Below are 26,879 nucleotides of genomic sequence, written 5' to 3' on the forward strand. Positions count from 1 at the left end.
ACAGGTTTCTAAGTCAGGCTTTTCAAGGGCGTGCGCCGGCCCACGGGCTTGGCCCGTGAGCGGTTGGGGGCAGGGCCTGCGAGGCAGGCCGCGGGGGTTAACTAGCGGCGGCTCACCGAGCGCGACACCAGTAGCAGCAGCGTGGCAAACAACACCATGATGGTGGCTGCCGACAGCAGCACCGGGCTCAGTGCTTCGCGGGCGGTGGTGAACATTTCGCGGGGCAGGGTGCGTTGATCGGGGCCGGCTAGAAACAGCGTCACCACCACTTCATCCAGTGAGGTGGCGAACGCAAACAAACCACCCGACACCAGTCCTGGCGAGACCAATGGCAGGGTGACTTTGCGTAACGTCATCCAGGGCGTCGCGCCCATGCTTGCGGCAGCCCATAACAAGCGTTGATTTAGACCCCCCAGCGCCGAGCCGACGTTCACCACCACAAAGGGCACTGCCAGCGTGGTGTGCGCCAGGATCAGGCCAAGGTAGGTACGGGTGAGGCCGGCGTTGGAAAATACGAAGTACATACCCACGCCGACGATGACCGCCGGCACGATCATGGGTGCGATCAGCAGCACCTCAATCACGCGCTTGCCCGGCATCGCCGGATGGCGCAGCCCCAGCGCTGCCAGTCCGCCTAGCACCACCGCCAGCACCGTACTGGCGAGGGCAATGGCAAAACTGTTGAACAGTGCGCCCAACCATTGCCTGGAAGAGAAGAAGTCCTCGTACCAATGCAGGGTGAAATGCCCCAGCGGCAATGACATGTAGCGGTTGTCGCTGAACGACAGGGGCAGCACGATCAGGATCGGCAGCAGCAGAAATGCCAGGACCAGCCAGCCGCCTAAGGACAGCCCCAGGTTGCCGAGCCAGGCAACCGGCCCGCTGTTTGGGTTACGAACCATCACTTCGCTCCTGTGGTGCGGCGCGCCAGATGCGCTTGGATAAGATAGAGCAGGGTGGTCGCCACCAGCAGCACCAGCCCCAGCGCCGAAGCAAGGCCCCAGTTCAACGTGCCGGTGGTGAACTGTGCGATGTAGAAACTGATCATCTGGTCAGCAGGCCCGCCCAGGAGTGCCGGGGTGATGTAAAAGCCCAGCGTCACAATGAACACCATCAGCGCGCCTGCCGCCACGCCCGGCAACACTTGCGGCATGTACACCTGAAAGAACACCCGCAGCGGCCGAGCGCCCATGGAGTAGGCCGCTTGCACCAGCAAGCGATTGCAACTGGACATGGCTGCGAGCAAGGGGAACACCATAAACGGTAGCATCACATGGACCAGCGCCAGGATAACGCCGAAGCGGTTGTACAACAGGTGCAGGGGGCTGTTGATCAAGCCCAGTTTCAACAATGCAGCGTTGACGATGCCATTATCTTGCAGCAGTACCATCCATGCGGTGGTACGCACCAGGATCGAGGTCCAGAACGGCAGCAGGATCAGCAGTAGCAAGGCATTGCGCATCCGGGGTGTGCGGCGGTCGAGATACGCGCACAGCGGGAACGCCAGTAGCACACAGACCAGGGTGGTGATGGCGGCGATGCCGAATGTCCGCCCTAGGATAGAGCGGTATAGCCCGGCTTCATCCTTGCTGACCAGACCTTGCTGGTAGTCGTGCTTCATGTCCACGGCGGACAACAGGTGATAGGTCCCGACGGGGCCAGAGGCACGTTTGAAGGTTTGCCAGGTGGCGTTATCCAGCCAACGTGGGTCCAGCTGTCGCATCTCTTCGGTGCTGCCCTTGAGTTTGCCTGCCTCACGCTTGGCGGCCATGAGCAGGGCGCGTAGTGCTGGCGCCTCGTAAGCCAGGCGTCGTGCGGCGGACGCCAGGTCACGCGGTGCGACGGTTTTCAGGTCTGCGATCAGCGGCTTGAACAGACGCTCGTCGGGGGCCGAGTGGCCGTCCCATTGCGCCACCGCGATGGCGGTGGCCGGCATTGCCTGGGGCAGTTCGTTGTCGGCGACCGCGCGCCAGAGCAAGGTGCCGATCGGGCCTACGAACGTCAGCAGCAAAAACACCACCAAAGGCACCAGCAGACCATAGGCGCGCCAGAGCGCGCCTCGATCCTTGCGGGCAACCACGGGCACTGAGTCATTCAAAACAATTGTGCTCATGTCGTGTACTCGATCTGCGTCACTGGGCCGACCAGGCGGTCCATTTGGCGTTTAACTCGTCGATACGATCGACCCAGAACTTGTCATTGAGCACCAGCACGTTGGCGCTGTTCTGCGGTGCACTGGGGGAATCGGCCAGGGCGGCAGGATCTGTCTCGGCAATGCCCTTGACCGAAGTGATGCCGGTCGGTTGCAGGCTTGGCCATAGCTTCTGATTTTCCGCCTTGCCCATCACGTTGAGCAGGCCGTAGGCCTTGTCGACGTTGGGCGAGTTAGCCAGGATCACCCAGCTGTCCATGGTTTGCAGTGACTGGTTCCACACCAGGCCGAACGGCTTGTGGTCCTGGTGGATGGCATTGGTCACCCGGCCGTTGTACGAGGTGGTCATGCTCACTTCGCCTGACGCCAGCAATTGCATCGGTTGGCCGCCGGCTTTCCAGAACAGCAGTTGGCTTTTAATGGTGTTGAGTTTCTTGAAGGCGCGCTCGACGCCGCCTGGGGTATTGAGGGTCTTGTAGACATCGGCCGGCGCAACGCCGTCGGCCATCAGCGCGATCTCCAGGTTACCCTTGGGGCCTTGGCGCAGCGCGCGTTTACCGGGAAAGGTCTGGGTGTCGAAGAAGTCGGTCCAGTCTTTCGGGGCACGGCTGACTTTGCTGGTGTCGTAGCCCAGCACGAAGTTATAGACCGCACTGCCGACGCCGCACTCGCTGACGGCGCTGGGAATATAGTTGTCCTTGCCGCCGATGCGCTGGAAGTCCATCGAAACAAACAGCCCTTCGCTGCACCCCAGTTGCAGGTCTTCAGCTTCGACCTGTACGACGTCCCAACCGCTGTCCGCACCTTCCGCGCGGGTGCGCAACAATCCGATACCGCCGTCCCAGCTGTCATCGATCACCTTGTTCCCGCTGGCTTGGCTGTAAGGGGTGAAGAAGATCTTGCGCTGAACATCCTGGTAAGCGCCGCCCCAGGAAGCGACTGTCAGGTCGCGGGCTTGGGCGGTGCCGTGCAGCAGGGCAAGCCCGCACAGGATGAAGGTAAAGCTACGAATGGAGCATGGATTGAACATGATGTGACTCCCAGCCATTTGGTGTGGTTATTGTCGGCAGCAGTACGGCAACAGATCGATACAGTCATTATTCTTTTGGGTGGTTCAGCGCAGGATCATTGCCTGCATGCCTGGCAAGGCCAGCGCGAGCATTTCACCCGGTATCGGCGGCGTTCGCCCCAGGCTGCCCGGGTTGTAGGTCATAGACAGCTCAGTGCCGTTGGTCATGTGCAAGCGCAATTTGCAGTGGGCACCGTGAAAAATGCTGTCGATCACGCAGGCCTGGACCGCCACTTCGCCGGGTGCGGCGAGGCGCAGGTTTTCGGGACGAATCGCCAGCGCGGCTGCGCTGCCCGCCGCCAGTTTCGGGTCGGCGCAGGACGCTTCATGGACCGAGCCATCTTCGCTGAGGCGGATCTGCGCCTGGCCACCCGAGGTACTCAGCACAACGCCTTCCAGCACATTGGTTTCGCCAAGGAAGTTGGCGACGAAGCGGGTTGAAGGGCGGTTATAGATGGCTTGCGGGGAATCGATCTGCGCAATCTTGCCTTCATTGAATACGGCGACACGGTCGGACATGGTCATCGCTTCGTCCTGGTCATGGGTGACGTAGACGAAGGTGATGCCCAGCTGTTTATGGATGGCCTTCAACTCCAGTTGCATGTGCTCACGCAGTGCCTTGTCCAGTGCCCCCAGCGGCTCGTCCATCAACAGCATGCGCGGGCGATACACCAACGCACGGGCCAGTGCCACACGTTGCTGCTGGCCACCGGACAGTTGGCCGGGATTGCGCTCTTCGAAACCCTCGAGGCGTGCCAGCGCAAGAGCTTCCTTGACGCGCTCCTTTGCCTCGGCCGAGGGCACCTTGCGCAGGTTGAGCGGGAAGGCGACGTTCTGTGCCACGCTCATGTGCGGGAACAGCGCGTAGCTCTGGAACACCACGCCCATGTCACGCTTGTAGGCGGGCAATTTGCTGATGTCGTTGCCCTCCATGAGGATGCGCCCCCGGTCCGGCGCGTCGAAACCGGCAAGCATCATCAAGGTCGTGGTCTTGCCTGAGCCGCTGGGGCCGAGCAGGGACAGGAACTCGCCTTGGCGGATGTTCAGGTCCAGGTTGTCGACCACCCAGCTGCGTTCGTCATAAGTCTTGTGGACACCTTCAAAGCGAACCAGCACCGGGCTCTGCGGGTGGGGTGAGGAAGTATCGGGTACAGGCATAGGGACCCTGGGTAGCGAGCGAATAGGCTGTGCGGTCATGGGCGGATACTCGCAAGGACTTCATCCAGTGCCTCACCCACAGCGTTGAGAATAGTCTGGATCTGATCGGCATCGACAATCAGCGGCGGCGCCATGACCAGGGTGTCGCCCAAGGCGCGTAACAGAATGGACCGGCTCTGCAGCGCGTTACTCACCTGAGTCGCCACTTTCAGCTCGGCCGGGAAAGGCTCGCGTGTGTGTTTGTCAGCGACGAACTCCAGCGCCGCCATCAAGCCGATACCCCGCGCTTCACCTACCAGAGGATGGTCGGAGAAGGCTTTTACGCCCGCCTGGAAGGCCTTGGACACTTCGACCACATGCTCGACGATATTCAATTCGTCGTACATGCGCAGGGTTTCCAAGGCCACCGCCGCTGCGACGGGATGTCCACCGTAGGTGTAGCCATGACCGAGGCCGCCGAGTGCATTGCTCTGGTCGGCGATCACTTGATATATCCGATCGCTGAGCAGCAGGGCCGAGATCGGTTGGAACGCGGCCGAGAGCCCTTTGGCGCAGGTCAGCATATCCGGCTGGATGCCCATCGCCTGGCAACCCCAGTAGTAACCGGTACGACCAAAGCCGCAGATTACCTCGTCGGCCACCATCAAAATGTCGTATTTGCGCAGCACCGCCTGCACCTTGGTGAAGTAGCCCGCCGGCGGCAGGATCACGCCGCCGGTGCCCATCACCGGCTCGGCAAAGAAGGCCCCGATGGTGTCCGGTCCGGCGTCAAGGATGGTTTGTTCCAGTTCTTCTGCCAGGCGTGTCGTAAACGCTTCTTCGGTTTCCCCAGGCAGCCCTTGGCGATACAGGTGCGGGCAGCGTACATGGATCACATCTGCCAGCGGGTCGCCCCAACCTTTATGCATGTTCGGCAGGCCGGTGAGGCTGGCGGCGGCCAGGGTGGTGCCATGGTAGCTGCGCTGCCGGGCGATGAGGCGGTGCTTGCCGGGCTTGCCGAGGGCGATGTGGTAATAGCGCACCAGCTTGATGGCCGTGTCGATGGCTTCGGAGCCCGAACTCTGGAACACCACTTTGTCGAGCCCGGCAGGCGCGTGAGCGATCAGTTCAGCGGCCAGATCAGCAGCCGGGCCGTGGCTGCGGTGAGCGAACGTTTGTTGATAAGGCAGCTTGAGCATCTGCGCGTAAGCCGCTTCGGCCAGGCGCGGCTGGCTGAAACCCAGCGTCGCGCACCAGAGCCCCGACATGCCCTCAATGTAACGCTGACCCTGGTCATCAAACACGTAGATGCCTTCCCCACGCTCGATCAGCAACGGCCCCACTTGTTCATGCAGCCGTAGGTTGGTCTGCGGATGGAGATGGTGGGCGATATCTCGCTTGGCCATCGCCGAATCACGGGCGGTCATGACGTCATCCTCTTTGTTTTGGCGTATGCGTATGCGGTACGTGGTTTTATTTTTACGATGATTGAACGCGCTCGTCAAATATTTTGTGTTTCGCTGTGGGTAATGTTGTTTCTGTTAGCGAACAATGGTTGATCGTTCTCCGACTGTGCGAGGAAGACCTATAGTTAAATCAGAGGGTTGTAGGATGAGAGCGGATTATGTGGAGTCGACGGCGCTCGCTGGGTGAATCACCAGAAGGGATCTTGTGAGTATTCATTGTGAAGCGGTATCGTTTCGCCTGTGCGAACAAGGTATTTTATTTGCAGCATAAAGCTTGCCAGGCCGACTAGCCCCACGGGCGAACGTTAAAAAAAGGGACCAACGATGAGTGATAAAATAGGTAAGGGTGGGGTCAGGTCCGTACAACTGGCGCTCGATGTATTGGAGCGTGTCGCCGGGGCCAGCGAGGAGGTGGGCGTCAGCGACTTGGCGATGCAACTGGGCACCACCAAGGGCTCTGTGTTCAGGCACCTGAAAACCCTGGTGGAGCGTGGCTACCTGAGCCAGAACCCGCAGACATCCAAATATCGCCTAGGTATCCAGGCCTACGTCCTTGGGAAAATCGCCGCCGACGGTATCGACCTGCTAAGCGCGTCGGCTGACGCGATCCGCGACCTGCGCGAGGAGTTGGGACTGTCGGTGGTCTTGTCGGTTTTGCAGGGGCGTCGCCTGATGGTGGTCGAGACCCAGTTGGGCAAGTCTACCCTCGAAATCGGCGTGCGCACCGGCACTGAATTGCAGCTGCATTGCAACGCCCAGGGCAAGGTGGTGCTGGCTTTCGCCAAGCAGTTGGGGCGGGAGCAACTGCCCCTCGAACTGCCGGCCATCACGCCCTATACCGTGGTTGACCACGCCCAACTGGCAGGCCAGATCAGTGAGGTGCGTACCCGAGGTTGGGCCACTGCGATCGAGGAAGAAACCTTGGGTATTTCTGCGATTGCCGCACCAATACTGGGCATCAATGCGGAGTTTATCGGCACTGTAGCGCTGGTGGCGACCGTGCAGAATATTTCCCGAGAAGTGAATCCTGAGCAGGTAAGGGCATTAAAAAAAGCAGCGTTGCGCGCGTCTTGGAACCTTGGGTTCAAAGGCGACTTTTGACGGGTGTAGTCATTACTGGCTAGCCGCATCCAATCGAGATGCTTCACATATACGACGTCACGAACGAGCCGGCGTAGGGTTACTTTGGAAGGGTATATGCCGATCTTCTACTGCTTCCTACTATGGGGTCATGTTCAATGCCCCTTTTGGGGTAACAGGGTTGGTATCGTATTCCGCTTTCGACATGTCCCCTTGGAGACATAGGCAGCGTGCGCGGTGCATTTGAAGATGACGATAGAGGCATTTGCCTTGAGCCCGATTTGGAGGATCACCGCGTGGACAGATCGACAATAAAAGCGCCGACTGCGGCCGTTAACCCGTCAGGGGTCAGTTATCAAAGTGTGGAAAGTGGTTACTTTGAGCAACGTCGCCTGCAGCGTCATGCAGGTTTCTTCACCCTGCTGATTCTCGGCGTCGGTGCGGTGGTGGCGGGGCAGTATTCCGGTTGGAATCTGGGTTTGGCGCAGGGCTTCGGCGGCATGTTTCTGGCCTTGCTGATCATTGCCGTGATGTACCTTTTCCTGTGCTCATCCATCGGCGAAATGGCCGCTGCGCTGCCGCATACCGGCGGCGCCTATTCATTTGCACGCACCACAATGGGCCCGTGGGGTGGGTTCAGCACAGGCCTTGCCGAGAACATCGAGTTTATCCTGGCGCCCGCAGGGAATATGTTTTTCATGGGGGCCTACCTGACCGCGATTTTCGGCACCGGCCCCGAATGGCAACCGGTGTGGTGGGTGGTCGGCTATGCCTGCATGCTGCTGCTTTCGAACCGGGGGCTGGGGGTGTCGATGCGCGCCGTTGTGCTCATCACCCTCGCGGCAGTATCGGTGTTGGTGGTGTTCTTTATTGCGGCTTACCCGCATATGGACTTCAGTGGGAATGCCCTGAACCTTGCGGCGGACGCCAGCGGTAAGGTGGTCGAGGTGCAGGGCGGTAACGGGCCTTGGCTGCCGTTCGGAATGACCGGCGTCATGCTGGCATTGCCATTCGCTGTCTACATGTTCCTGGCCATCGAGCAATTGCCGCTGACTGCCGAGGAATCGCACAACCCGACTCGACATTTACCGCAGGCGTTAGTCTGGGGCACCCTGATTCTTGCGGTGCTGGCATTGGGCGTGCTGTTTTTCAGCGCCTCGATCGGCGGTGGCAGCTTCTTCATGAGCACCTCATCGGAGCCCCTGCTCGATGGCTTCCGCGAGATTTTTGGGCACACCGCCAGCAAGCTGTTGTCGGCCGTTGCCGTGCTGGGCCTGGCGGCGTCATTCCTGGCCGGCAGCTTTGCCGCAGGGCGCAATATCTATTCGCTGTCGCGTGCCGGTTACTTGCCCACCGGGCTCTCGGTAACGCACCCAATCCGCAATACGCCGAATATTGCGCTGGCCACGGGCGCTCTGGCGGCTCTGGGTATCCTGATGCTCTGCTGGTTTACGTTCGGCAAGGACAACAACCCATTGATGGGCGGAATCCTGGTGAGCATGATTGTGTTCGCCGGCATGATTTCCTACATCCTGCAAAGCATCGCGTTCATTCGCCTGAAGCGCTCCTTCGCGGATCTGCATCGGCCATATCGCAGCCCGTACGGGATATTCGGAGCGGTCGCGGTGATTATTATTGCGACGGCTACCCTGATTTATCAGTTTCTCGATCCGCTCTACAAATGGGCGGCCCTCGCGGCTGCCGGCTGGTACCTGATCGGGATGGCCTATTTTGCTTTCTATCGTCGTCATCGCCTGGTGCTGTCACCGGAAGAAGCATTCGCCGTGAGTGGCGGTCGTGAAGGAAACCCACACAATGACTAGTGTCGAATTGTCCAAAGGTAAGGGCCGCCTGGCCGGCAAAGTGGCCATTATCACCGGTGGTGCGGGGGGTTGCGGCGCTGCCGCAAGCCGCTTGTTCGCTGTGGAAGGGGCCAAGGTGATAATCATCGATTTGAACGGCGAGGCAGCCGCCGACCTGGCCTCGGAGATTAATGCCGAAGGCGGCCAAGCCTTGGGGTTGGGCGCCGACGTCTCGCAAGGCGTTCAGGCTCGCGAAGCGGTCGCCCGAGGGCTGGCGGAATTCGGCCCAGCGGATGTGCTTTTCAACCACGCGGGCACCTTGATCGTAAAACCTTTTCTGGACGTACAGGAGCATGAGTGGGACTGGCTCATGGCCGTGAACGTCAAGAGCATGTACCTGGTCACTCAGGCGGTGCTGCCACAAATGCTTGCCAAGGGCGCGGGCAGCATTGTGTGCACCTCGTCGATTTCTGCGCAATACGCCACCCCTGGCGAGGTGGTGTATAACGCCAGCAAGGGCGCATGCCAGATGTTCGCGCGTGCCATTGCCGTCGAGTTTCGTGACCGTGGTATCCGCTGTAACGCGGTGGCCCCTGGGTTTATCCGCACCCCTCACGGCGAGCGAGAAATGCGCGAGTTGCAGCGGATGGGCGTGGACGCCAGCGAGGCGGCGATCAGCCTGCAGCAAGGGCGGCTGTGCGAGCCCGAAGAGGTCGCGCGTGCCGCGTTGTTTTTAGCCAGCGATGACGCTTCATTCGTCAGTGGCACGCAGCTGTTTGTGGACAACGGTTTCTCTGCTGTTTAAGGCAGGCGTGGCAAGAAATATGCTTGTTCTTTATCGCTGGTTCACCCTCGCGCTCACTTGGCGGAGCGCATTGGATAAAGACAAGGGGATAGCATGGCAACTTCAGTTCCGGATGGCGGATATGGCATGGATGCCGCGCCCGTCCTTGACGCATGGCACTCGGCGACGCCCGGTTTGGTCGCACTGCTGCAGTGTGAGGGGTTTGCCCGACAACTGGATGAGGCGCTGTGGGCCATGGTCAATTTCGACCAAAGCTGCGTGCTGTTCTACCCAGCGGACGGTGCGCCGGTGTTACTGCACGACAATCTGCAAGGCATTTGCGAACCGGGTGCGATGCACAGCTATCTCAACGGCACGTATTTGCTGGACCCGGTCTACACCGCCTGCGCCCACGGCCGGGCGACGGGGCTTTATCGCATGAGCGAGTTGGCCCCTGATGCTTTTTTCGAGGGCGATTACTTCAACTCCCCCGATGTTCATCCGTGTATTTCCATGCAGTCGGGCACATTGGCCGAAGAAATCGTGTTCATCTCTGTATTGCCAGGCATCGGTCACCTGGCCTATTCGCTGATGCGAATGAACGCTTCCGTGCCTTTTTCGCCTGCGCAGTTCAAAGGTTTACAACAGTGTCGGGCGATGGTCGATGTGTTGTTGCAGCGCCACTATCAAGGTGTTTGCGCGCATATCGACGACAGTGCCTCCGCGTTGAAAGAGCACTTGAACAATGCGTTTTCGCGATTCGCCGACGACCAGCTCACCCCCCGCGAACAATTGATTGTCAGCATGATCCTGCGTGGGCATTCGAGCCTTTCGATTTCACTGCACCTGGGGATCGCGGAAGGCACGGTCAAAAATCACCGTAAGCACCTGTATTTCAAGCTTGGCATTTCCAGCCAATCCGAGTTGTTTCATTTGTTTGTGAATTTTGTCCTGAGTCAAACCGCGAATGTCCCGTTTGCCAACGCTGGTAAGGTGTTGGAGTTGCATGAGGCTGCTGCCGTTTAGGCGGCTTTTTCCAGGAATTGCCCCGAATGGATCGATCAATATCACGGGTTTATCGTGTAACTTTCATGACCTCAACCAACGAGGCTCAATATCCCGTCGGCAAATTTTTCCGGCGTCTCTTGGGGTAGGTTTTGGCCAACGCCTTCCAAGACATCTCGGCGATACGGCCCGGTAAAATGACGCGCGAATGGGTCGTCCTCGGCAGGTGGATCGACCGCATGAGCACCACCTCCAGAACCAGTGAAGGGACAGTGATCTTTGGTGGCGCGGCAAGCCGGGATTCTATGTCTCGATAAGCTGAGTCACCTTCAACCACTCCGAAACGATGACGGTACAAGTGTGTGACCGCTTCAACAAAGTCGTCGTTCTCAAACGCTGCGGCAGTCGCCTCAAACGCCTCTTGTGCGAAACCCTACGTGGGGGACCACATGGGCCATGGCAAATGGCAGAATTCGTTTCTGTTCGCGGTCAATCCAGCGCGACCACTGCTACCGTGAAGATAGTACTGATACCAAAGGAGATGCTCAGCTTCGGGTGAGACAGGCGCGTGCTCTTCAGCGATATTCTGAATACTGTAGCCGCCACAGCTAACCGAACCGAAATCACGAGTCACGCCTTCGTGCCTCACGCTCAAAGCGCAGGCGCTGATTTCAATATGTTGGCGGGGTTTAGTCGCTAGCGCTCCTCCGTTAGGTTAAGGGATATGGTCATTCTAGCGAGCCGGGGGAGCAGTGCTGTCACGTATCGTTAGCTTAAAAGGCAGTATCACCGTCTGCTGGACGGTCGATTTTTTCTCGATCACGTCGATCAGCATATTTACGGCCAGGCGCCCAAATGTTTCTGAAGGTTGTGCGATGGTAGTTAGCGGTGGGTCGCAGTACTGCGCCAGTGGAATATCATCGAACCCCACCAATGAAATGTCGTTGGGTACACGTAGGCCCGCTTCCTTGATGCGCTTGAGCGCTCCAATGGCCATCTCATCGCTCTCACAAAACAGCGCTGTAGGGCGGTCCGGCACCGTCAGCAGGGTGGCGGCGCCGTCGTAGCCGGCACGCAAGCTGAAGTCTCCGTGGCAAATAATCGCCGGGTCGCAGGGGATGCCTGCCTGATCCAGGGCGGCCAGGTAACCCGCGACTCGATCCTGGGTCAGGGGGCTGGTTTGAGGGCCCTTGATCAGGCCGATCCGCCGATGGCCCAGACTGATCAGGTGTTCGGTCATTGCCTTGGCGGCTGCGTGGTTGTCGAGGCTGATGGTGGGGTGGCGTCCACCCTTGATCACTTCGCAGGCATTGACCATAGGCGGGGTCTCAAGGCTGTCGGCGGGGAAGGGGTCGAAGGCGCGCAACTGGATCACGCCATCAGCCTGGTGGGCATAGACCAGTTCGGCAAATTCACACTCGATGTCTTCGCGGCCCTGGGTGTCGCACAGCAGCAGCCGGTAACCGGCGGCCTGGGCGGCTTGTTGGGCGCCGCTGATCACACGGGCAAAAAAGGTATTGGCAATTTTCGGCACCAGGATCACCAGGTTGGCGGTGCGCCGTGAGCGAAACTGCACCGCCATCAGGTTGGGCCGATAACCGGCCTGCTCGACGGCGGCGTTGACCTTGTCCCGAGTGGCCTGGCGCACGCAATCGGGTGACTTCAAGGTGCGCGATACGGTAGCTACCGAGACACCGGCGAGCCGGGCAACTTCACGAATATTGGACAAAACCACCTCATCTTCAAACAGTGCGTCGGGCGAGCTTACAGCAGGTCTGCCTGCGCTGAAATCCTTGCGGAGGACGATCAAGTATTTGACAGGCTGCGTAACAGCGCATAGATTTCTGTTCAAATGTAACCGGTTACATTTTGGCTTCAAATAGCCATTCAACCGGCCCGAACAGAGAAGAGCAGTGATGAACACAGTGATACCTAAAATAAGAATGGGCTTTGTCGGTGGAGGGGAGGGCTCGTTTATCGCCCAGGCTCATCGTCAGGCTGCGGGCCTTGATGGGCGCTTTGAGCTGGTCTGCGGTGCGTTCAGTCGCGACGCGCAGAACAACCTGCGCACGGGCAGCCACCTGGGCCTGGCGCAATCACGCTGCTACAGCACGTGGCAATCGATGCTGGAGGCCGAGCGCGCGCTGCCGGCTGAGCAGCGCATGGAACTGCTGGTGATCGTCACCCCCAATCATCTTCACGCACCGGTGGCCAGCGAAGCATTGGCCGCCGGTTTCCATGTGTTCAGCGAGAAGCCCGCAGCCTTGAACCTGGCTGAACTGCAGGCCCTGAAAACCCGCTTGCACAGCAGTGCCGGGCTCTATGGCCTGGCCCACACTTACCTCGGTTACCCCATGGTCTGGCAAGCGCGGGAAATGGTGCGCAGTGGCGTGATCGGTGCGGTGCGTAAGGTGCTGGTGGAGTATCCCCAGGGCTGGCTCAGCCAGGATGTGGCCGGGCAGGGCAACAAGCAGGCTGAGTGGCGGGGGCAGCCGGCGTTGTCCGGGTTGGGCGGCTGCATTGGCGATATCGGCACCCATGCCTTTTCCCTGGCGGAGTTCGTGGCCGATCAAGCCGTCACCCACCTGTGCGCCAGCCTGGGCGTGCACATCGAAGGCCGTCAGCTGGATGACGACGCCGCCATGCTCTTGAAGATGGAGCAGGGCGCCAGTGGCGTGTTGATCGCCAGCCAGGTCTGCGCAGGGGAAGAGAACCCGTTGAGCATTCGGGTCTACGGCGACAAGGGCGGCCTCGAGTGGCGCCAGGAACAACCCGCCAGCCTGATTCACCGTTCGTTGGATCAACCGATGCGTGTACTGCGCTCCGGCATCGGGCAGCCGTGGTTGTGCGAGGCGGCGGCCCAGCGCATGCGCTTGCCCGCCGGCCATCCCGAGGGCTACCTGGAAGCCATGGCCAATCTGTATGGCGACTTTGCCCTGGCCATTCGCGGCAAGGTTGAAGGCCATACCGCGCCGGGTGTGCCCGGTATCGAGGTGGGCCTGCGTGGGATGGCATTTATCGAGGCCGCCATCGTCAGTCACAACAGTAACGACAAGTGGACACCTGTGGAGTGCGGCCTATGACCCAACAGACAGCTGAAGGCCTGCGTGGCCCAGGGATATTCCTGGCACAGTTCATCTCGAATGAAGCGCCGTTCGACACGCTGGCCAATATTGCCCAATGGGCAGCGTCCCAGGGCTACACAGCCATTCAATTGCCGACCTTGGGCACGCGCTACATCGACCTTGAACGCGCAGCCGAAAGCCAGAGCTATTGCGATGAACTGAAGGCCGTGTGCGCCAGCGCCGGGGTCGAAATCAGCGAACTGTCCACCCACCTGCAAGGTCAGTTGGTGGCGGTGCACCCGGCGTTCGATGCGCTGTTCGATGACTTTGCGCCCGCTCATTTGCGTGGCCAGCCCCAGGCACGCACCGAGTGGGCGATCGAGCAATTGAAGCTGGCGGCGCGGGCGAGCCAGCGTCTGGGCCTGACCGCCCACGCGACGTTTTCCGGGGCCTTGCTGTGGCCCTACATGTACCCCTGGCCACAACGCCCGGCCGGTTTGGTGGAGCAAGGTTTTGCCGAACTGGCCAAGCGCTGGCTGCCGATCCTCGACTGTTTTGATCAGGCCGGTGTCGACCTGTGCTACGAAATCCACCCCGGGGAAGACCTGCACGACGGCGCTTCATTCGAGCGTTTCCTCGACGCCGTCGATCACCACCCCCGTGCGGCCATCCTCTATGACCCCAGCCACCTGCTGCTGCAGCAAATGGATTACCTGGGCTTTATCGACCGTTATCACTCACGCATCCGCATGTTCCACGTCAAGGACGCGGAGTTTCGTCCCGATGCGCGTTCCGGTGTCTATGGCGGTTACCAGGGGTGGGTCGAGCGGCCCGGACGCTTCCGTTCGCTGGGTGACGGCCAGATCGATTTCAAGTCGATCTTCAGCAAGCTGACCCAATACGGCTTCAGCGGCTGGGCCGTGCTGGAGTGGGAGTGCTGCCTGAAAGACTCCGCCCAAGGCGCTGCCGAAGGCGCGGGGTTCATCCGCGATCACATGATTACTCGAAGCCAAAAAGCCTTTGACGATTTCGTCAGTGTGGCCAGCGATGCGGCTTCCAACAGGCGCTTGTTGGGCTTGCCTGACGCCTGAGTTTCACCAGTTTCTTTCAATAACAATAAGACGGTGACTGTTATGACCTGGATGACTGCGCGCCTGAGCGCCATGATGTTTCTGCAGTTCTTTATCTGGGGTGGCTGGTTCGTCACCCTGGGCACTTTCCTGTCCAGCCAATTGGGCGCCAGCGGCGGCCAGATTGGCATGGCATTTTCGACCCAGTCCTGGGGCGCGATCATTGCCCCGTTCGTGATCGGACTGATCGCTGACCGCTTCTTCAATGCCGAACGCATCCTGGCGGTGCTGCACCTGGTGGGGGCGGTGTTGCTCTATCAGCTCTACCGGGCGCCGGACTTCGGCACGTTCTATCCTTACGTGCTGGCCTACATGATGATCTATATGCCGACCCTGGCACTGGTCAACTCTGTGGCTTTTCGGCAGATGCACGACCCGGCGCTGGAGTTCTCGCGCATTCGCGTGTGGGGCACTGTGGGCTGGATCGTCGCGGGTGTGGTGATCAGTTTTGTCTTCGCCTGGGACTCGAAAGCAGCGATTGCTGGCGGTGGCCTGCGCAACACCTTTTTGATGGCGGCGCTGGCGTCCCTGGTGCTGGGTCTGTACAGCTTTACCCTGCCGAGTACCGCACCGCTGAAGTCCGAGACCCACCGCAGCGGCCTCAAGCAGATGCTTGGCCTGGATGCCCTGGGCCTGCTGAAAGACCGCAGCTACCTGGTGTTCTTCATTGCCTCGATCCTGATCTGCATCCCGCTGGCGTTCTATTACCAGAATGCCAATCCGTTCCTCGCGGAAATCGGCGTGACCAATCCCACGGCGAAGATGGCCATCGGGCAGGTCTCCGAAGTTCTGTTCATGCTCCTGCTGCCCCTGTTCATTCACCGCTTTGGTATCAAGATCGCGTTACTGATGGGCATGCTGGCCTGGGCCCTGCGCTACGTGCTGTTCGCCTACGGCAATAACGCCGACCTGGCCTTTATGCTGTTCACCGGCATTGCACTGCACGGTATCTGCTACGACTTTTTCTTCGTCTCCGGGCAGATCTACACCGACGCGAAAACCCCCGAGCGCTTCAGAAGCTCCGCCCAAGGCCTGATCACCCTGGCCACCTACGGCTTTGGCATGCTGATCGGCTTCTGGGTCGCGGGCCATGTCTCCGACTACTACGCCACCCCGGCGGGCCATCAATGGCAAAGCATCTGGTTGTTCCCTGCGTGCTTTTCCCTCGGCGTGGTGCTGGTGTTCCTGTTTGCCTTCCGCGATACGCGAGCCGTGGAACTGGCGCCCGCCAAGGCTTGAGCAGCCACGAATCCATAACAACAAATAAGGAAATTACGATGCGCCTACTCAAAAAAATGGCACTGGCCCCCCTCGTTGCCGGCTGCGTACTGAATGCCACAGCGCTGCTGGCAGGCCCCGCGGCCGATCGATAGATCGCCTTGCAGATGTAGGCCCTGCGCAATGTCGGCACCCTGGAGCAGCAGTTTTTCCTGGCACAGAGCGCCGGGTTTTCCGCAGTCGAGTTGGTCGGTGACCAGGGTGTCAGCGCGGATGAACCCAACCGGCTGCTGAAAAAATACAACCTGACCGTGACCTCTGCCCACGTACAACTGGAGGCCTTGCGTCGCCAGTTGCCTGAAACCATCGCCTTCAACCGTGCCGCGGTCATTAGGGTATCCAAGCTGAATTTGCAACGTGAACTGCTGCGTGAGGGCCGCGAAAGAAAACTGGAATAATCCAGCTGCCGCGAGAAGCACCGAGGAGCCAACCACGGGAGCTACTTTTCCAACAGAATCGGCCGAATGCAGTCCTCTGAGCGACTACTCAGACGTTGGATGGCAACACCAGCGAATGGATGATGGTGTGCGGCTTAGGTTGATCGTTTCCCGCTCCAAGCATTAAGAAAAAGCCACTCAATAGAGTGGCTTTTTCTTGCCTGTCATTTTCGTTTCTGCGACCGCCACCGGGTTCCAATGGCACCCACCATAAACTCACGTTATTGCAGCGGCCCCACCACTTGCCGATAACGTTCTTCCCCTTGCGGCGTCTGGCGGGTCAGGTTGATTTCCAGGCCGATGGGATCGGCTTTGCGGTTGCCGGCGAGCTGACGCCAGCCTTGGCCAGGTTCCCAGATGCGCACCTGCAGGTCGCTGACTCCGGACAGGACGGCCACCGCTTTTTTGGGGGCCGGTAACGGGTATCGATCACTGGCCGCTGATGCTGCGCGGTACAGCGTGTCACCGTCCAGCCACCAGCGCACGCGTTGCAAACCGTTTTCGGGAAGCGCTGCGCTACGAATGACATTCAGCTGAAAATCATGCCTGTCGGAGCTGCGCACGTTGATTGCCGCGAGGCCGTCCGGCTGCTCGTCGTCGCTCAGGCTTGGCGTTCTCAGTTCGATGCTGGCGCGCAGGGCCAGGTCGCGGTCCAGCTGGTTGAGGGTGCGTAATAACGCCTCGGTCTGTTCAGTGCTGGCCTGCAGATGGCTGTCGGCCCGGCTCACGCTGTCGAGGCCGCGCCAGGCAATAAGGCTGACAATGGTCATCAGCATGATCGCCACCATGACCTCAATGAGGGTAAACCCCTGTTGGTCGGTTTTCATGGTTGGTCCGCCACGCGTATTTGCCCGGTCGCCGTGCGTTGAAGGGTGAGGTGGTGCTGGCCATCCGAGAGCTGCAGTTGAAAGGGGGAGGCGAACCATTCGGCATTCAGTATCACCGGTTGCCTGGGGATTACCCGAACGCTCATCGAGGGTGTTTCCCACGCACGGGGACGCAGTTGCGGGTCGTTCATGAAGTGATCCCAGTCCTGGCCAGGCGCGTTGCGCCGACTGAAGCGAAACCCTTTATTGTCGGCCCGCCAGGTGATGGGGCGGCCGTCGGCCCGGGCTTCGGCCTGGGCGATTTGCAGCATCTGGACCACGCGGTTGGCGTCCTTGCGCAGCAATTGCAACGGGTCGGGTTTGATGCTCAGGCTGATCGCCGCTGAGGCGATGCCGATGATCACCAGGACTACCATCAACTCGATCAGGGTGAAGCCTTGCTGATTGGTCTTGGTCATGACACAACGCTCCTTCGTCGTGGGTCTCTCCTGTAGACTGCCCGGCAGGACAACAGGGAGGTTTTGTCGTGGTCGCTATTTTTCGTTTGACCGCGCCGCAAGTGGTACAGGCAATGGCATTGGCCACGGCGCTTGCGGGTGTGGTGGTCTGGTCTTCGGTGTTGTTGACGTCGGCCGAGTCCCAGGTGCCGCAGGTCGAGCCGCCGATTATGGCCGCTCGCCCGGATACCCCGGCGTTGCGGTGGTTTTCCAACCAGCCGGTGGCAGTGGACATCAAGGTCTCTGGCCTGATGGCCGGTGCGCGCGGGGCGGTGGCGATCCTGAGCCTGAACGAGGGGCCGCCGCGCAGTTTTCTGGTGGGCGAGTCGTTGGCCCAAGGTGTGCGCCTGGCGGCGATCGAGGGCGATGCGGTGGTGATTGAGCGTGGCACGCAGCACACTCGCATTAAGGTCAGCACGCTGCCGGACTTGCTGGTTCTACCGCGATTGACCCGACCCTGAGCACGCTCATGGTTGGGTTTGCCTCGGTGGGTTGAGCAGCGTTTCCACCCGCGCCAACGGCGGCGCCTCGCGCTTGCGCTCCGACACCAGCAGGGTGATACGCATCATGCGCCCATCGGCGCTCGGTGCGATGCTCTGCTCGCAACGCAACTGCAAGCGCCCCTGATCACAGTCAAACGCTTTGTGCCCCCTGGGCAGTTGCCCCTCCAGGCGCAGTTCGGCAAGCCTGCCCTGGGCCGACAGCAGCGCTAGCGAACGGTCGCGCAGCAACCCATTGCTCTGGGTCATCAAGCCTGCCACGCGGACCGCCGCCGCCATCGCCACGGCAATGATCGCCAAGGCCACGAGCACCTCGATCAACGTAAAACCTTGCTCCTTGCGCGACAGCTCCATGGGCCACTCTTGGCGTAAAAACACGCCGTAGAGTAGCACTCAGAGCGCAGCGGGCAGCGGCCAATTATTTTTGCTATCCAGATAGTTAGTTTTGTTACACTGCGCGCCGAATTAGGATCAAGCCAAGGATGGTGGATATGGATTTCGCGCGCATCAAATACGGGCCTCGCGCCCGCCACGCTCAGCAAGGGTTCACGCTGATCGAGATCATGGTGGTGGTGGTCATCCTCGGTATTCTGGCGGCGATTGTCGTGCCTAAAGTGCTCGACCGTCCGGACCAGGCCAGGGCGATTGCGGCCAAGCAAGACGTCGCCGGCCTGATGCAGGCGCTCAAGCTTTATCGCCTCGACCACGGTACCTATCCCAACATGAACCAGGGCCTCAAGGTCTTGGTCGAGCGCCCGGCAGATGCAAAAAATACCAACTGGCGTTCTTATCTGGAGCGCCTGCCCAACGACCCCTGGGGCCGTCCTTACCATTACTTGAATCCCGGCGCGAACGGCGAAGTCGACATCTTCTCCCTCGGTGCCGACGGCCAGCCTGACGGCGACGGCGTGAATGCCGATATCGGATCCTGGCAGCTCTAAGCGCCGCCATGAAATCGCACTCGCCGACAGTGGCGAAACAGCGCGGCATGGCGATTATCAGCGCGATGCTGATCGCGGCGGTGGTCGCTGTGTTCGCCGCCGGCATGCTTACCCGCCAGAGCGTTTTTACCCGTTCACTTGAGGCCGAGCAGGCGCGAGTGCAGGGCAGTGCATCACTGCTGGGCGGCCTGGAAGTCAGCCGGAAATTGCTCCGCGATGCTCGCGAGCATGATGTGCTGACGCGGCTTGACCAGCCTTGGGCCCGGCCGATCAACATCGCTCGGGACGGCGAATTCGAAGGTCGCCTTGAAGACCTGCAAGGCAAGTTCAATCTGCGTAATTTAATCGCCCAGGAGTCGGTTGATCTCGGGCAGATGCGCAGCTTTGAGCGGTTGTGCGAGATGATCGGTGTCGAGACCCGCCTGGCGCAGCGCATCAGCCAGCGCGTGATTGCGGCCTACCCACATAGACCGGTTGCCTCAACAGTGGGGCAGCCGCCCCCGCCATTACCCGCGACCCAGCCGATGCTGCGCAGTCTTGATCAATTACGCGGTATCGAAGGCCTCAATGAGCGGGTCTTGGCGCGGCTGGAGCGCTACGTCAGCATTCTTCCGGTCAACACCTGGGTCAACAGCAATACGGCCAGCGCTGAGGTACTGGCCGCGGTGGTGCCGGGTTTGTCCTTGGCGCAGGCCAAGGCGTTGGTCGCTGAGCGTGATCGTGGCCAGTGGTTTGTCAATCGCGGCGACTTCGTTAACCGTGCGCGACTGCCCAACCTGAACGTGGATGAACTCAACGTCGGGATCACCAGTGAGTGGTTCCTGCTCCAGGGTCAAGCCCGCCGCAATCAGCGCCGTGTTCACATGGCTGCGCTGCTGTATCGTCCAGAAGACGCAATGCCCAGGGTGATCTGGTCGAGGCTGGGCGTATGACGCGCCTGCGCCTTGCCTTGCCGCCGCTGGAGACCTTGACGTCGGACACCGAGCTTGAGTTCGCGCAACTGGACCGCAAGGGGCGCGTCAGCCAAACCGGCATCAGTACCCTTGGCCAGCTGGGGCAACAGGCCAAGTCTCAGGCCGTCGACTGTTTCCTTAACCCCGTGGACACGGTACTGACGCGCATCGAGCTGCCGCCTCTGTCAGCGTCCCGTATCGATGCGGCCGTTACCTGCGCTGCGCAGGCGTTGATCCTGGGGCCCAGCGAGCAGATGCATGTGGCGCACAGCGCTCGAGATGCCGATGGACAGGTGCATCTGAGCTGGCTGCCCAAGGCTGTACTGGATCGCCTCGGTCAGTTGCTTGGCCTGCACCGATTTAAGCTGAGCGGCCTGTATCCAGCGCCTTACCGCTTAGCCGTGCCAGCGGCCGGGCAGGTCAATGCGTGTGTGGTAGAGGGCCAGTTGCTGCTGCGTTTCACCCTCGCCCAAGGGGCGGTGGAACCGTTGGTTAAGGACCGTCTGGAAGCGCTCGCCGCCACCGGCGAAAGTGTGCGGTGGCCCGTGGACCACCAGCGCTGGAACGGCGCTGCACCTGGCTGGGGATTGCACGCCGGGGTCGGCCGGCGCACTGCACAGGCGGCCGGATGGGGGCGGGCGTTGGGCTGTTGTGCGTTGGCTGCGGGTGTCTGGGTGGCCGGATTCAACCTTTACGCCGCTCGCGAGGTTGCGCAAGGGCAGCAGCTCAAGCAGCAGATGAGCCAGCGCGTGAAGCACGCATTTCCCGAGCTGCCGGTGATTCTCAATCCTCTGCAACAGGCTCGTCAGCAATTGGCGACCCGGCAAGGGGGCGGGCCCGCGCAAGCCAATCACGACTTTGCTTACCTGGTGCAGCAAGCCGCCATTGCGCTGCCGTTCATGGCCGGCAGCGTCGAGCAGTTGGCCTTCAGCGAACGCCAGTTGCAGGTGCAGATGACCGCCGAAGCCACTCCCGCTACCGACGGCGCTGTACAGGCTGCCTTGAGCCAGGCGGGACTTTCCGCCCACCGCAATGAGCGCACCTGGACGCTGAGCGCGTTGGCCGAACCCGTATCGGGAGAGGGTGATTCCAGCGTGGAAAACGACGATGAATAATTCGCGGCTGATGGCATTCAGAAGACGCTGGACAGCGTTGGCCCCGCGCGAAAAAACCATGGTCAGCGGTGCGGCGGTGTTTCTCGCCAGCCTGTTGGTCTGGCTGGCGCTGATCCAGCCCGCGCTCAAGAACATTGACTATTGGCAAGCCGAAACCCCGAAGCTGCGCGCCCAGAGCCAGGCACTGGAGTTGTTGCTTCGCGAGGTCACCACGCCTGTCGGGCTGGACCTTGAACACTCATTGCGCCAATCCCTCGACGCCGCCGGACTGGCGGGGCACTACCGGTTGCAGGCCCAGGATCTGTCCTGGCTACTGACACTGGATGCGGCCCCCGCCGATGCGGTGCTCGGCTGGTTATTGAGTGACCCAAGGCAATTTGCGCTGGACGTGGTCGAGGCTCGCTTGCAACGCGCTGGCGACGCCTCGGCCGACAACATGGCAGGCACTCTCACAGGAACCGTCCGTATGGATCGGATGCACGGCGCTAAGGAAGCATCATGAAGTGGTCAGGTTCCCATTATGTACGTACGGCTGCGCCGTTTCTGTTACTCGCATTGGGTGCGTGCAGCTCGCAGCCCACGGCGGATTTACCCCAGGACAGTGAGCTCGGGTTGCCCCTGGCTACCACCCAGCGCAGCGGTGATGCACTGGTAGACCGGCAGCGGGCGCAAGTGCAAATCGAACGGCAGCCGCGGCCATTGCACAAGGTTACCAACCCCGCGCGTGGCGGCAGTGCCGGTCACAGCGGCGCTGCGCCGAGCAAGCCCTTGGGCGATCAACCGGTCACGCTGAATTTCGTCGAGGCCGACATACAAGCCGTGGTGCGCGCGTTGTCCCGCGCGACGGGGCAGCAGTTCCTGGTCGACCCCCGCGTCAAGGGCTCCCTCACGCTGGTTTCCGAAGGGCAGGTGCCGGCGCATCAGGCGTACGACATGCTGCTGGCGGCATTGCGCATGCAGGGCTTCAGCGTGGTGGATGTGGGCGGTATCGCGCACGTGGTGCCCGAGGCCGATGCAAAGCTGCTCGGCGGGCCGATCTACAGTGCCGACAAACCGAGCGGCAACGGCATGCTCACCCGCACCTTCCGCCTGCAATACGAAAATGCGGTGAACCTGATCCCGGTGCTGCGCCCGATCGTTTCGCCGAATAACCCGATCAATGCCTATCCAGGCAACAACACCATCGTTGTCACCGACTACGCCGAGAACCTGACGCGGGTGGCGCAGCTTATCGACAGCATCGATACACCGAGCGCCATCGACACCGATGTGGTGCAGGTTCAAAACGGGATCGCCGTGGATATTGCCGAGATGGTCTCGCAACTGCTGGAGCAGCCGGGCAGCGACCCGACGCAGAAAATCACCGTCGTGGGCGACCCGCGCTCCAACGCGATCGTGATTCGTGCCGGCAGCCCGGAGCGAACCGAGTTGGCGCGTAACTTGATCTACAAACTGGATAACGCCCAAGCCAACCCAAGCAATTTGCACGTGGTGTACCTGCGCAACGCCCAGGCGGCGAAACTGGCGCAGTCGTTACGCGGTTTGCTGACCGGTGAAAGCGACAGCGGTGGCGGTGACAATGCGCGGTCGGTGCTCAGCGCGATGGGCGCCAATACCTCCGGCGGCCAGACCGGGCCGGGCAGTAGCCAAAGCAGTACCACCAGCGGCAATGAGCCGGCGCAGATGAGCAGCAACTCGAGCAGCCAGCCCGGTGGACAGTCGAATGAGCAAAACGTTGCCTTCACTGCCGGTGGCGTAACCCTCCAGGCCGACTCGACCACCAACACCCTGCTGATTTCCGCCCCGGAGCCGTTGTACCGCAACCTGCGCGAAGTCATCGACATGCTCGACCAGCGCCGCGCCCAAGTGGTGATTGAAAGCCTCATCGTTGAAGTCGGTGAGGACGATGCCAATGAATTCGGCGTGCAGTGGCAGAGCGGCGACCTAGCCGGCAAAGGCGTGATTGGCGGCACTAACCTGGGCGGCGCGGGGTTCAACCTGAATGGCAAGACCAGCGTTGACGTGTTGCCTGGCGGGCTCAGCCTCGGCTTCATCAACGGTACCGTGGATGTGCCTGGCATTGGCAAGGTCATGGACCTCAAAGTGTTGGCCCGCGCGCTCAAAAGCAAAGGCGGCAGCAACGTACTGTCGACGCCGAACCTGCTGACCCTGGATAACGAGGCGGCGAGTATTTTTGTTGGCCAGACCATCCCGTTTGTCAGTGGCAGCTACGTGACCGGTGGCGGCGGTACCAGCAATAACCCCTTCCAGACGGTCACCCGCGAAGAAGTCGGCTTGAAGCTGAATGTGCGCCCACAAATCTCTGAGGGCGGCACGGTCAAACTCGATATTTACCAGGAAGTCAGCAGCATCGATGAGCGCGCGTCCAGCAGCGCCTCGTCAGCCGGGATCGTCACCAACAAGCGCGCGATCGACACCAGTATTTTGCTCGATGACGGGCAGATCATGGTGCTGGGCGGGCTGTTGCAGGACGGCTACAGCCAGAGCAATGACGCGGTGCCGTGGCTGTCGGATATTCCGGGGTTGGGGGCGTTGTTTCGCAATGAGAAGCGCAGTGTGAACAAGACCAACCTGATGGTGTTTTTACGGCCCTACATCATTCGCGACAGTGGGGCGGGGCGCAGTATTACCTTGAACCGCTATGAGTTTATGCGCCGGGCGCAGAGCGGCTTGCAGCCGGAGCACAGTTGGGCGATGCCGGATGTGCAGGCGCCGCAATTGCCGTCGGTGGAGAAGGCGATTCCGGGCGGGCAGCAGCAGGGGCCGAGGGCGGTCATCCGCGCCGTACCGGTAGGCGCACGGCCATGAGCCTGCTGTTCGCTGGGCCAAATGTGGGAGGGGGCTTGCCCCCGATAGCGGTGGGTCAGTTTGTACACCTGTGGCTGACACACCCTCATCGGGGGCAAGCCCCCTCCCACATTTGCACTGTGTATTCCTGTGGGAGAGGGGTATGAGCCTGCTGCCCTACGCCTGGGCCAAATCCCAACGCATCCTCCTGCGCCCCGGCGAGGACGGTCTGCTGCTGACCGTCTGCCCCTCAACCCCCGGTTGGTCGATCAGCGAAGTGCGGCGCCAGTTCGGTCAGTCGCGGGTTGAGCAGATACGCGATGACGAACTCGACGGCCTGCTGACCAGCGCCTATGCCGACACCGGCAGCGCCGCCGCCGTGGTCGGCGCGGCGGAAAACGAGGTCGACCTCGACCGCCTGATGCAGGACATGCCCGAGATCACCGACCTGCTCGACACCCAGGACGGCGCGCCGGTGATCCGCATGATCAACGCCTTGCTCACTCAGGCCGCGCGGGACGAGGCCAGTGATATTCACATCGAGCCGTATGAAACCCATTCGGTGGTGCGCTACCGCGTCGACGGCACCCTGCGTGATGTGGTGTCGCCGCGCAAGGCGTTGCATGGCGCGTTGGTGTCGCGGATCAAGATCATGGCCCAGCTCGACATCGCCGAAAAACGCCTGCCCCAGGACGGGCGTATCGCCCTGCGCGTGGCCGGGCGACCCATCGACATTCGTGTCTCGACGGTGCCCACCGGGCACGGCGAGCGCGTGGTGATGCGCCTGCTCGACAAGCAGGCCGGGCGCCTGCAACTGGAGACCCTGGGCATGGAGCCGCAGTTGCTCGCCCGCCTCGACACCCTGATTCGCCAGCCCCACGGCATCGTGCTGGTCACCGGGCCCACGGGCAGCGGCAAGACCACCAGCCTCTATGCGGCGCTGGCACGGCTGGATGCGAGCACCAGCAATATCCTCACCGTGGAAGACCCGGTGGAATACGACCTGCCGGGCATCAGCCAGATTCAGGTCAACGCCAAGATCGACATGACCTTCGGCCTGGCGCTGCGGGCGATCCTGCGCCAGGACCCGGACATCATCATGATCGGTGAAATCCGCGACCTGGAGACCGCACAAATCGCGGTGCAGGCCTCGCTCACCGGGCACCTGGTGCTGGCGACCCTGCACACCAACGATGCGGTGTCGGCGGTCAACCGCCTGATCGACATGGGCGTCGAACCGTTCCTGTTGGCCTCGTCGTTATTGGGGGTCCTGGCGCAACGCCTGGTCCGCCGCCTGTGCCCGCATTGCAAACAGGAAGACCCCGCCGCGCCTGGCACCTGGCGCCCGGTGGGCTGCGCGCAGTGCAATCAGATCGGTTACAGCGGGAGGACCGGTATCCATGAATTGTTTTGCGTCGACGACGAGGTGCGTAGCTTGATCCACCAGGGTGCCGGCGAGCAGGATCTGCGCGTGGCCGCGCGCCGTGCGGGGATGTTCAGCATGCGTGAAGACGGTGAGCGCTGGGTGCGCAGTGGCGCCACCGCGCCGGAAGAAATCCTGCGCGTAACACGGGACGCCTGATGAATCGCTATCGCTATGAAGCCGCCGACGCCAACGGCAAAGTCGAGGCCGGGCATTTGGAAGCCGACAGCCAGAGCGGGGCGTTTGCGGTGCTGCGCAGCCGTGGCCTGACCGCGTTGCTGGTGCAGGTCGAGGGCGGTCAGCAAAGCGCCGCCGGCAGCAGCCTGTTCAGCGCCAAGCTGTCGGACAACGACCTGGCCTGGGCCACGCGGCAACTAGCGAGCCTGCTCGGTGCGAGTTTGCCCTTGGAGGCGGCATTAAGCGCCACAGTGGAGCAGGCGGAGAAAAAACACATCGCCCAGACCCTCGCCGCTGTGCGTGCCGATGTACGTGGCGGCATGCGTTTGGCGGATGCCTTGGCCGCACGGCCACGGGACTTTCCGTCGATTTACCGCGCGTTGATCGCGGCGGGGGAGGAGTCCGGTGATCTCGCCCAGGTGATGGAACGTCTGGCCGACTACATCGAGGAACGTAACAACCTGCGCGGCAAAATCCTCACCGCGTTTATCTACCCCGGTGTGGTCGGGCTGGTCTCGATCGGCATCGTGATTTTCCTGCTCAGCTACGTGGTGCCCCAGGTGGTCAGCGCGTTCTCCCAGGCGCGCCAGGATCTGCCCGGGCTGACATTGGCGATGCTCAATGCCAGCGACTTTATCCGCGCCTGGGGCTGGCTGTGTTTCGGCGCCATCGTCGGTAGTTTCTGGGGTTGGCGCCTGTACCTGCGCAACCCCGTGGCGCGCCTGAACTGGCACAGCCGCGTGCTGCGCTTGCCGCTGATCGGGCGCTTTGTGCTGGGCCTGAATACCGCACGATTTGCCTCGACCCTGGCGATTCTCGGCGGCGCAGGGGTACCGCTGCTGCGTGCACTGGAAGCGGCGCGGCAAACCCTGTCCAACGAGCGCCTGAGCCAGTGCGTCAACGATGCCACGGCCAAGGTGCGCGAAGGCGTCAACCTGGCCCCGGCACTGGCGGTGGAAAAGGTCTTCCCGCCGGTGCTGATCCACCTGATCGCCAGCGGCGAAAAAACCGGCTCGCTGCCACCGATGCTGGAGCGGGCGGCGCAGACGTTGTCGCGGGATATCGAGCGCCGGGCCATGGGCATGACCGCACTGCTGGAACCGCTGATGATTGTGGTGATGGGCGCGGTGGTGCTGGTGATCGTGCTGGCGGTGCTGTTGCCGATCATCGAGATCAACCAGCTGGTGCAGTAGCTGCACAAAAAAGCCCTCGTCACCGAGGGCTTCTCATTTC

At 61.2% G+C, this 26,879-nt stretch carries 25 protein-coding genes; 15 read left to right on the top strand and 10 right to left on the bottom strand.

The genetic code is table 11. The annotated features are described in order from the left end of the window. Positions 1-101 precede the first annotated feature (101 nt). The 5 genes from AB1462_RS09760 to AB1462_RS09780 form a co-directional block, all read right to left on the bottom strand. Positions 102-902 carry an ABC transporter permease gene (locus tag AB1462_RS09760; RefSeq protein ID WP_090402272.1) on the bottom strand — a complete coding sequence of 267 codons (801 nt, stop codon included), beginning with the start codon at positions 900-902 and terminating at the stop codon, positions 102-104. Continuing rightward, the gene (locus AB1462_RS09765) at positions 902-2,113 is read right to left on the bottom strand and encodes an ABC transporter permease (protein WP_090402274.1); all 1,212 of its coding nucleotides are present in this window, start codon (positions 2,111-2,113) and stop codon (positions 902-904) included. The genes AB1462_RS09760 and AB1462_RS09765 overlap by 1 nt, the downstream gene beginning before the upstream one ends. 19 nt (positions 2,114-2,132) lie before the next feature. Further along, positions 2,133-3,182 carry an ABC transporter substrate-binding protein gene (locus tag AB1462_RS09770; RefSeq protein ID WP_090402276.1) on the bottom strand — a complete coding sequence of 350 codons (1,050 nt, stop codon included), beginning with the start codon at positions 3,180-3,182 and terminating at the stop codon, positions 2,133-2,135. 84 nt (positions 3,183-3,266) lie between these two features. Next, entirely contained in the window at positions 3,267-4,379 is a 1,113-nt protein-coding gene (locus AB1462_RS09775) for an ABC transporter ATP-binding protein (RefSeq protein ID WP_367246651.1), read from the bottom strand. A 35-nt stretch (positions 4,380-4,414) separates the two neighbouring features. Further along, entirely contained in the window at positions 4,415-5,785 is a 1,371-nt protein-coding gene (locus AB1462_RS09780; protein WP_367246652.1) for an aminotransferase, read from the bottom strand. 363 nt (positions 5,786-6,148) lie between these two features. On the opposite strand from AB1462_RS09780, the gene AB1462_RS09785 reads away from it, so the two are divergent. The 4 genes from AB1462_RS09785 to AB1462_RS09800 all read left to right on the top strand — a co-directional run bounded on the left by AB1462_RS09785 (position 6,149) and on the right by AB1462_RS09800 (position 10,516). Beyond that, on the top strand, positions 6,149-6,925 hold the full coding sequence (locus tag AB1462_RS09785) for an IclR family transcriptional regulator (protein ID WP_090402281.1): 777 nt from the start codon (positions 6,149-6,151) through the stop codon (positions 6,923-6,925). Between the two features lie 209 nt (positions 6,926-7,134). Beyond that, a complete protein-coding gene (locus AB1462_RS09790; RefSeq protein WP_367246653.1) occupies positions 7,135-8,727 on the top strand; it encodes an amino acid permease in 1,593 nt (530 codons plus the stop codon). Further along, positions 8,720-9,511 carry an SDR family NAD(P)-dependent oxidoreductase gene (locus tag AB1462_RS09795; RefSeq protein ID WP_090402283.1) on the top strand — a complete coding sequence of 264 codons (792 nt, stop codon included), beginning with the start codon at positions 8,720-8,722 and terminating at the stop codon, positions 9,509-9,511. The genes AB1462_RS09790 and AB1462_RS09795 overlap by 8 nt, the downstream gene beginning before the upstream one ends. A gap of 126 nt (positions 9,512-9,637) precedes the next feature. After that, positions 9,638-10,516: a helix-turn-helix transcriptional regulator gene (locus tag AB1462_RS09800; RefSeq protein ID WP_367246654.1), complete on the top strand. Its 879-nt coding sequence runs from the start codon at positions 9,638-9,640 to the stop codon at positions 10,514-10,516. A gap of 712 nt (positions 10,517-11,228) precedes the next feature. Here AB1462_RS09800 and AB1462_RS09805 read toward each other — a convergent pair. Beyond that, entirely contained in the window at positions 11,229-12,224 is a 996-nt protein-coding gene (locus AB1462_RS09805; RefSeq protein WP_090402288.1) for a LacI family DNA-binding transcriptional regulator, read from the bottom strand. 187 nt (positions 12,225-12,411) lie between these two features. Between AB1462_RS09805 and AB1462_RS09810 the strand changes: the two genes are divergently transcribed. From AB1462_RS09810 to AB1462_RS09820, 3 genes are read left to right on the top strand one after another with little or no spacing between them, the layout of a single operon-like run. Next, the gene (locus AB1462_RS09810) at positions 12,412-13,578 is read left to right on the top strand and encodes a Gfo/Idh/MocA family protein (RefSeq protein WP_259194228.1); all 1,167 of its coding nucleotides are present in this window, start codon (positions 12,412-12,414) and stop codon (positions 13,576-13,578) included. After that, positions 13,575-14,651, top strand: coding sequence for a sugar phosphate isomerase/epimerase (locus AB1462_RS09815; RefSeq protein WP_259194227.1), 1,077 nt, complete (start codon positions 13,575-13,577; stop codon positions 14,649-14,651). The genes AB1462_RS09810 and AB1462_RS09815 overlap by 4 nt, the downstream gene beginning before the upstream one ends. A gap of 42 nt (positions 14,652-14,693) precedes the next feature. Beyond that, entirely contained in the window at positions 14,694-15,929 is a 1,236-nt protein-coding gene (locus AB1462_RS09820) for a nucleoside permease (RefSeq protein WP_090402294.1), read from the top strand. Between the two features lie 44 nt (positions 15,930-15,973). Here the strand turns inward: AB1462_RS09820 and AB1462_RS09825 are convergent, their stop codons facing one another. From AB1462_RS09825 to gspH, 3 genes are all read right to left on the bottom strand, one after another. Beyond that, positions 15,974-16,402, bottom strand: coding sequence for a hypothetical protein (locus AB1462_RS09825; RefSeq protein ID WP_259194226.1), 429 nt, complete (start codon positions 16,400-16,402; stop codon positions 15,974-15,976). Between the two features lie 224 nt (positions 16,403-16,626). Further along, a complete protein-coding gene (locus AB1462_RS09830; RefSeq protein ID WP_090402299.1) occupies positions 16,627-17,232 on the bottom strand; it encodes a type II secretion system protein GspJ in 606 nt (201 codons plus the stop codon). Further along, positions 17,229-17,690 carry a type II secretion system minor pseudopilin GspH gene (gspH, locus tag AB1462_RS09835; RefSeq protein WP_090402301.1) on the bottom strand — a complete coding sequence of 154 codons (462 nt, stop codon included), beginning with the start codon at positions 17,688-17,690 and terminating at the stop codon, positions 17,229-17,231. The genes AB1462_RS09830 and gspH overlap by 4 nt, the downstream gene beginning before the upstream one ends. Before the next feature lie 68 nt (positions 17,691-17,758). On the opposite strand from gspH, the gene AB1462_RS09840 reads away from it, so the two are divergent. Next, complete coding sequence (locus AB1462_RS09840; RefSeq protein WP_259194225.1) at positions 17,759-18,190, top strand: type II secretion system protein N; 432 nt, start codon at positions 17,759-17,761, stop codon at positions 18,188-18,190. A 6-nt stretch (positions 18,191-18,196) separates the two neighbouring features. Here the strand turns inward: AB1462_RS09840 and gspI are convergent, their stop codons facing one another. Beyond that, positions 18,197-18,583, bottom strand: coding sequence for a type II secretion system minor pseudopilin GspI (gene gspI / locus AB1462_RS09845; protein ID WP_090402303.1), 387 nt, complete (start codon positions 18,581-18,583; stop codon positions 18,197-18,199). A gap of 137 nt (positions 18,584-18,720) precedes the next feature. On the opposite strand from gspI, the gene gspG reads away from it, so the two are divergent. The 7 genes from gspG (at position 18,721) to gspF (ending at position 26,839) form a co-directional block, all read left to right on the top strand. Beyond that, a complete protein-coding gene (gene gspG / locus AB1462_RS09850) occupies positions 18,721-19,170 on the top strand; it encodes a type II secretion system major pseudopilin GspG (RefSeq protein WP_027603442.1) in 450 nt (149 codons plus the stop codon). Between the two features lie 8 nt (positions 19,171-19,178). After that, positions 19,179-20,102 (top strand): type II secretion system minor pseudopilin GspK, encoded by a 924-nt coding sequence (gene gspK, locus AB1462_RS09855; protein ID WP_259194224.1) that lies wholly within the window; start codon positions 19,179-19,181, stop codon positions 20,100-20,102. Further along, entirely contained in the window at positions 20,099-21,238 is a 1,140-nt protein-coding gene (gene gspL, locus AB1462_RS09860) for a type II secretion system protein GspL (RefSeq protein WP_259194223.1), read from the top strand. Before gspK ends, gspL begins: the two co-directional genes overlap by 4 nt. After that, positions 21,231-21,740 carry a type II secretion system protein M gene (locus AB1462_RS09865; protein WP_259194222.1) on the top strand — a complete coding sequence of 170 codons (510 nt, stop codon included), beginning with the start codon at positions 21,231-21,233 and terminating at the stop codon, positions 21,738-21,740. The genes gspL and AB1462_RS09865 overlap by 8 nt, the downstream gene beginning before the upstream one ends. After that, the gene (gspD, locus tag AB1462_RS09870) at positions 21,737-24,067 is read left to right on the top strand and encodes a type II secretion system secretin GspD (protein WP_367246655.1); all 2,331 of its coding nucleotides are present in this window, start codon (positions 21,737-21,739) and stop codon (positions 24,065-24,067) included. The genes AB1462_RS09865 and gspD overlap by 4 nt, the downstream gene beginning before the upstream one ends. A 142-nt stretch (positions 24,068-24,209) precedes the next feature. Next, entirely contained in the window at positions 24,210-25,628 is a 1,419-nt protein-coding gene (gene gspE, locus AB1462_RS09875; protein WP_367246656.1) for a type II secretion system ATPase GspE, read from the top strand. Then, positions 25,628-26,839: a type II secretion system inner membrane protein GspF gene (gene gspF / locus AB1462_RS09880; RefSeq protein WP_367246657.1), complete on the top strand. Its 1,212-nt coding sequence runs from the start codon at positions 25,628-25,630 to the stop codon at positions 26,837-26,839. The genes gspE and gspF overlap by 1 nt, the downstream gene beginning before the upstream one ends. Positions 26,840-26,879 lie beyond the last annotated feature (40 nt).

Source organism: Pseudomonas sp. SB113 (assembly GCF_040754745.1).
GTDB classification, from domain to species: domain Bacteria; phylum Pseudomonadota; class Gammaproteobacteria; order Pseudomonadales; family Pseudomonadaceae; genus Aquipseudomonas; species Aquipseudomonas grimontii.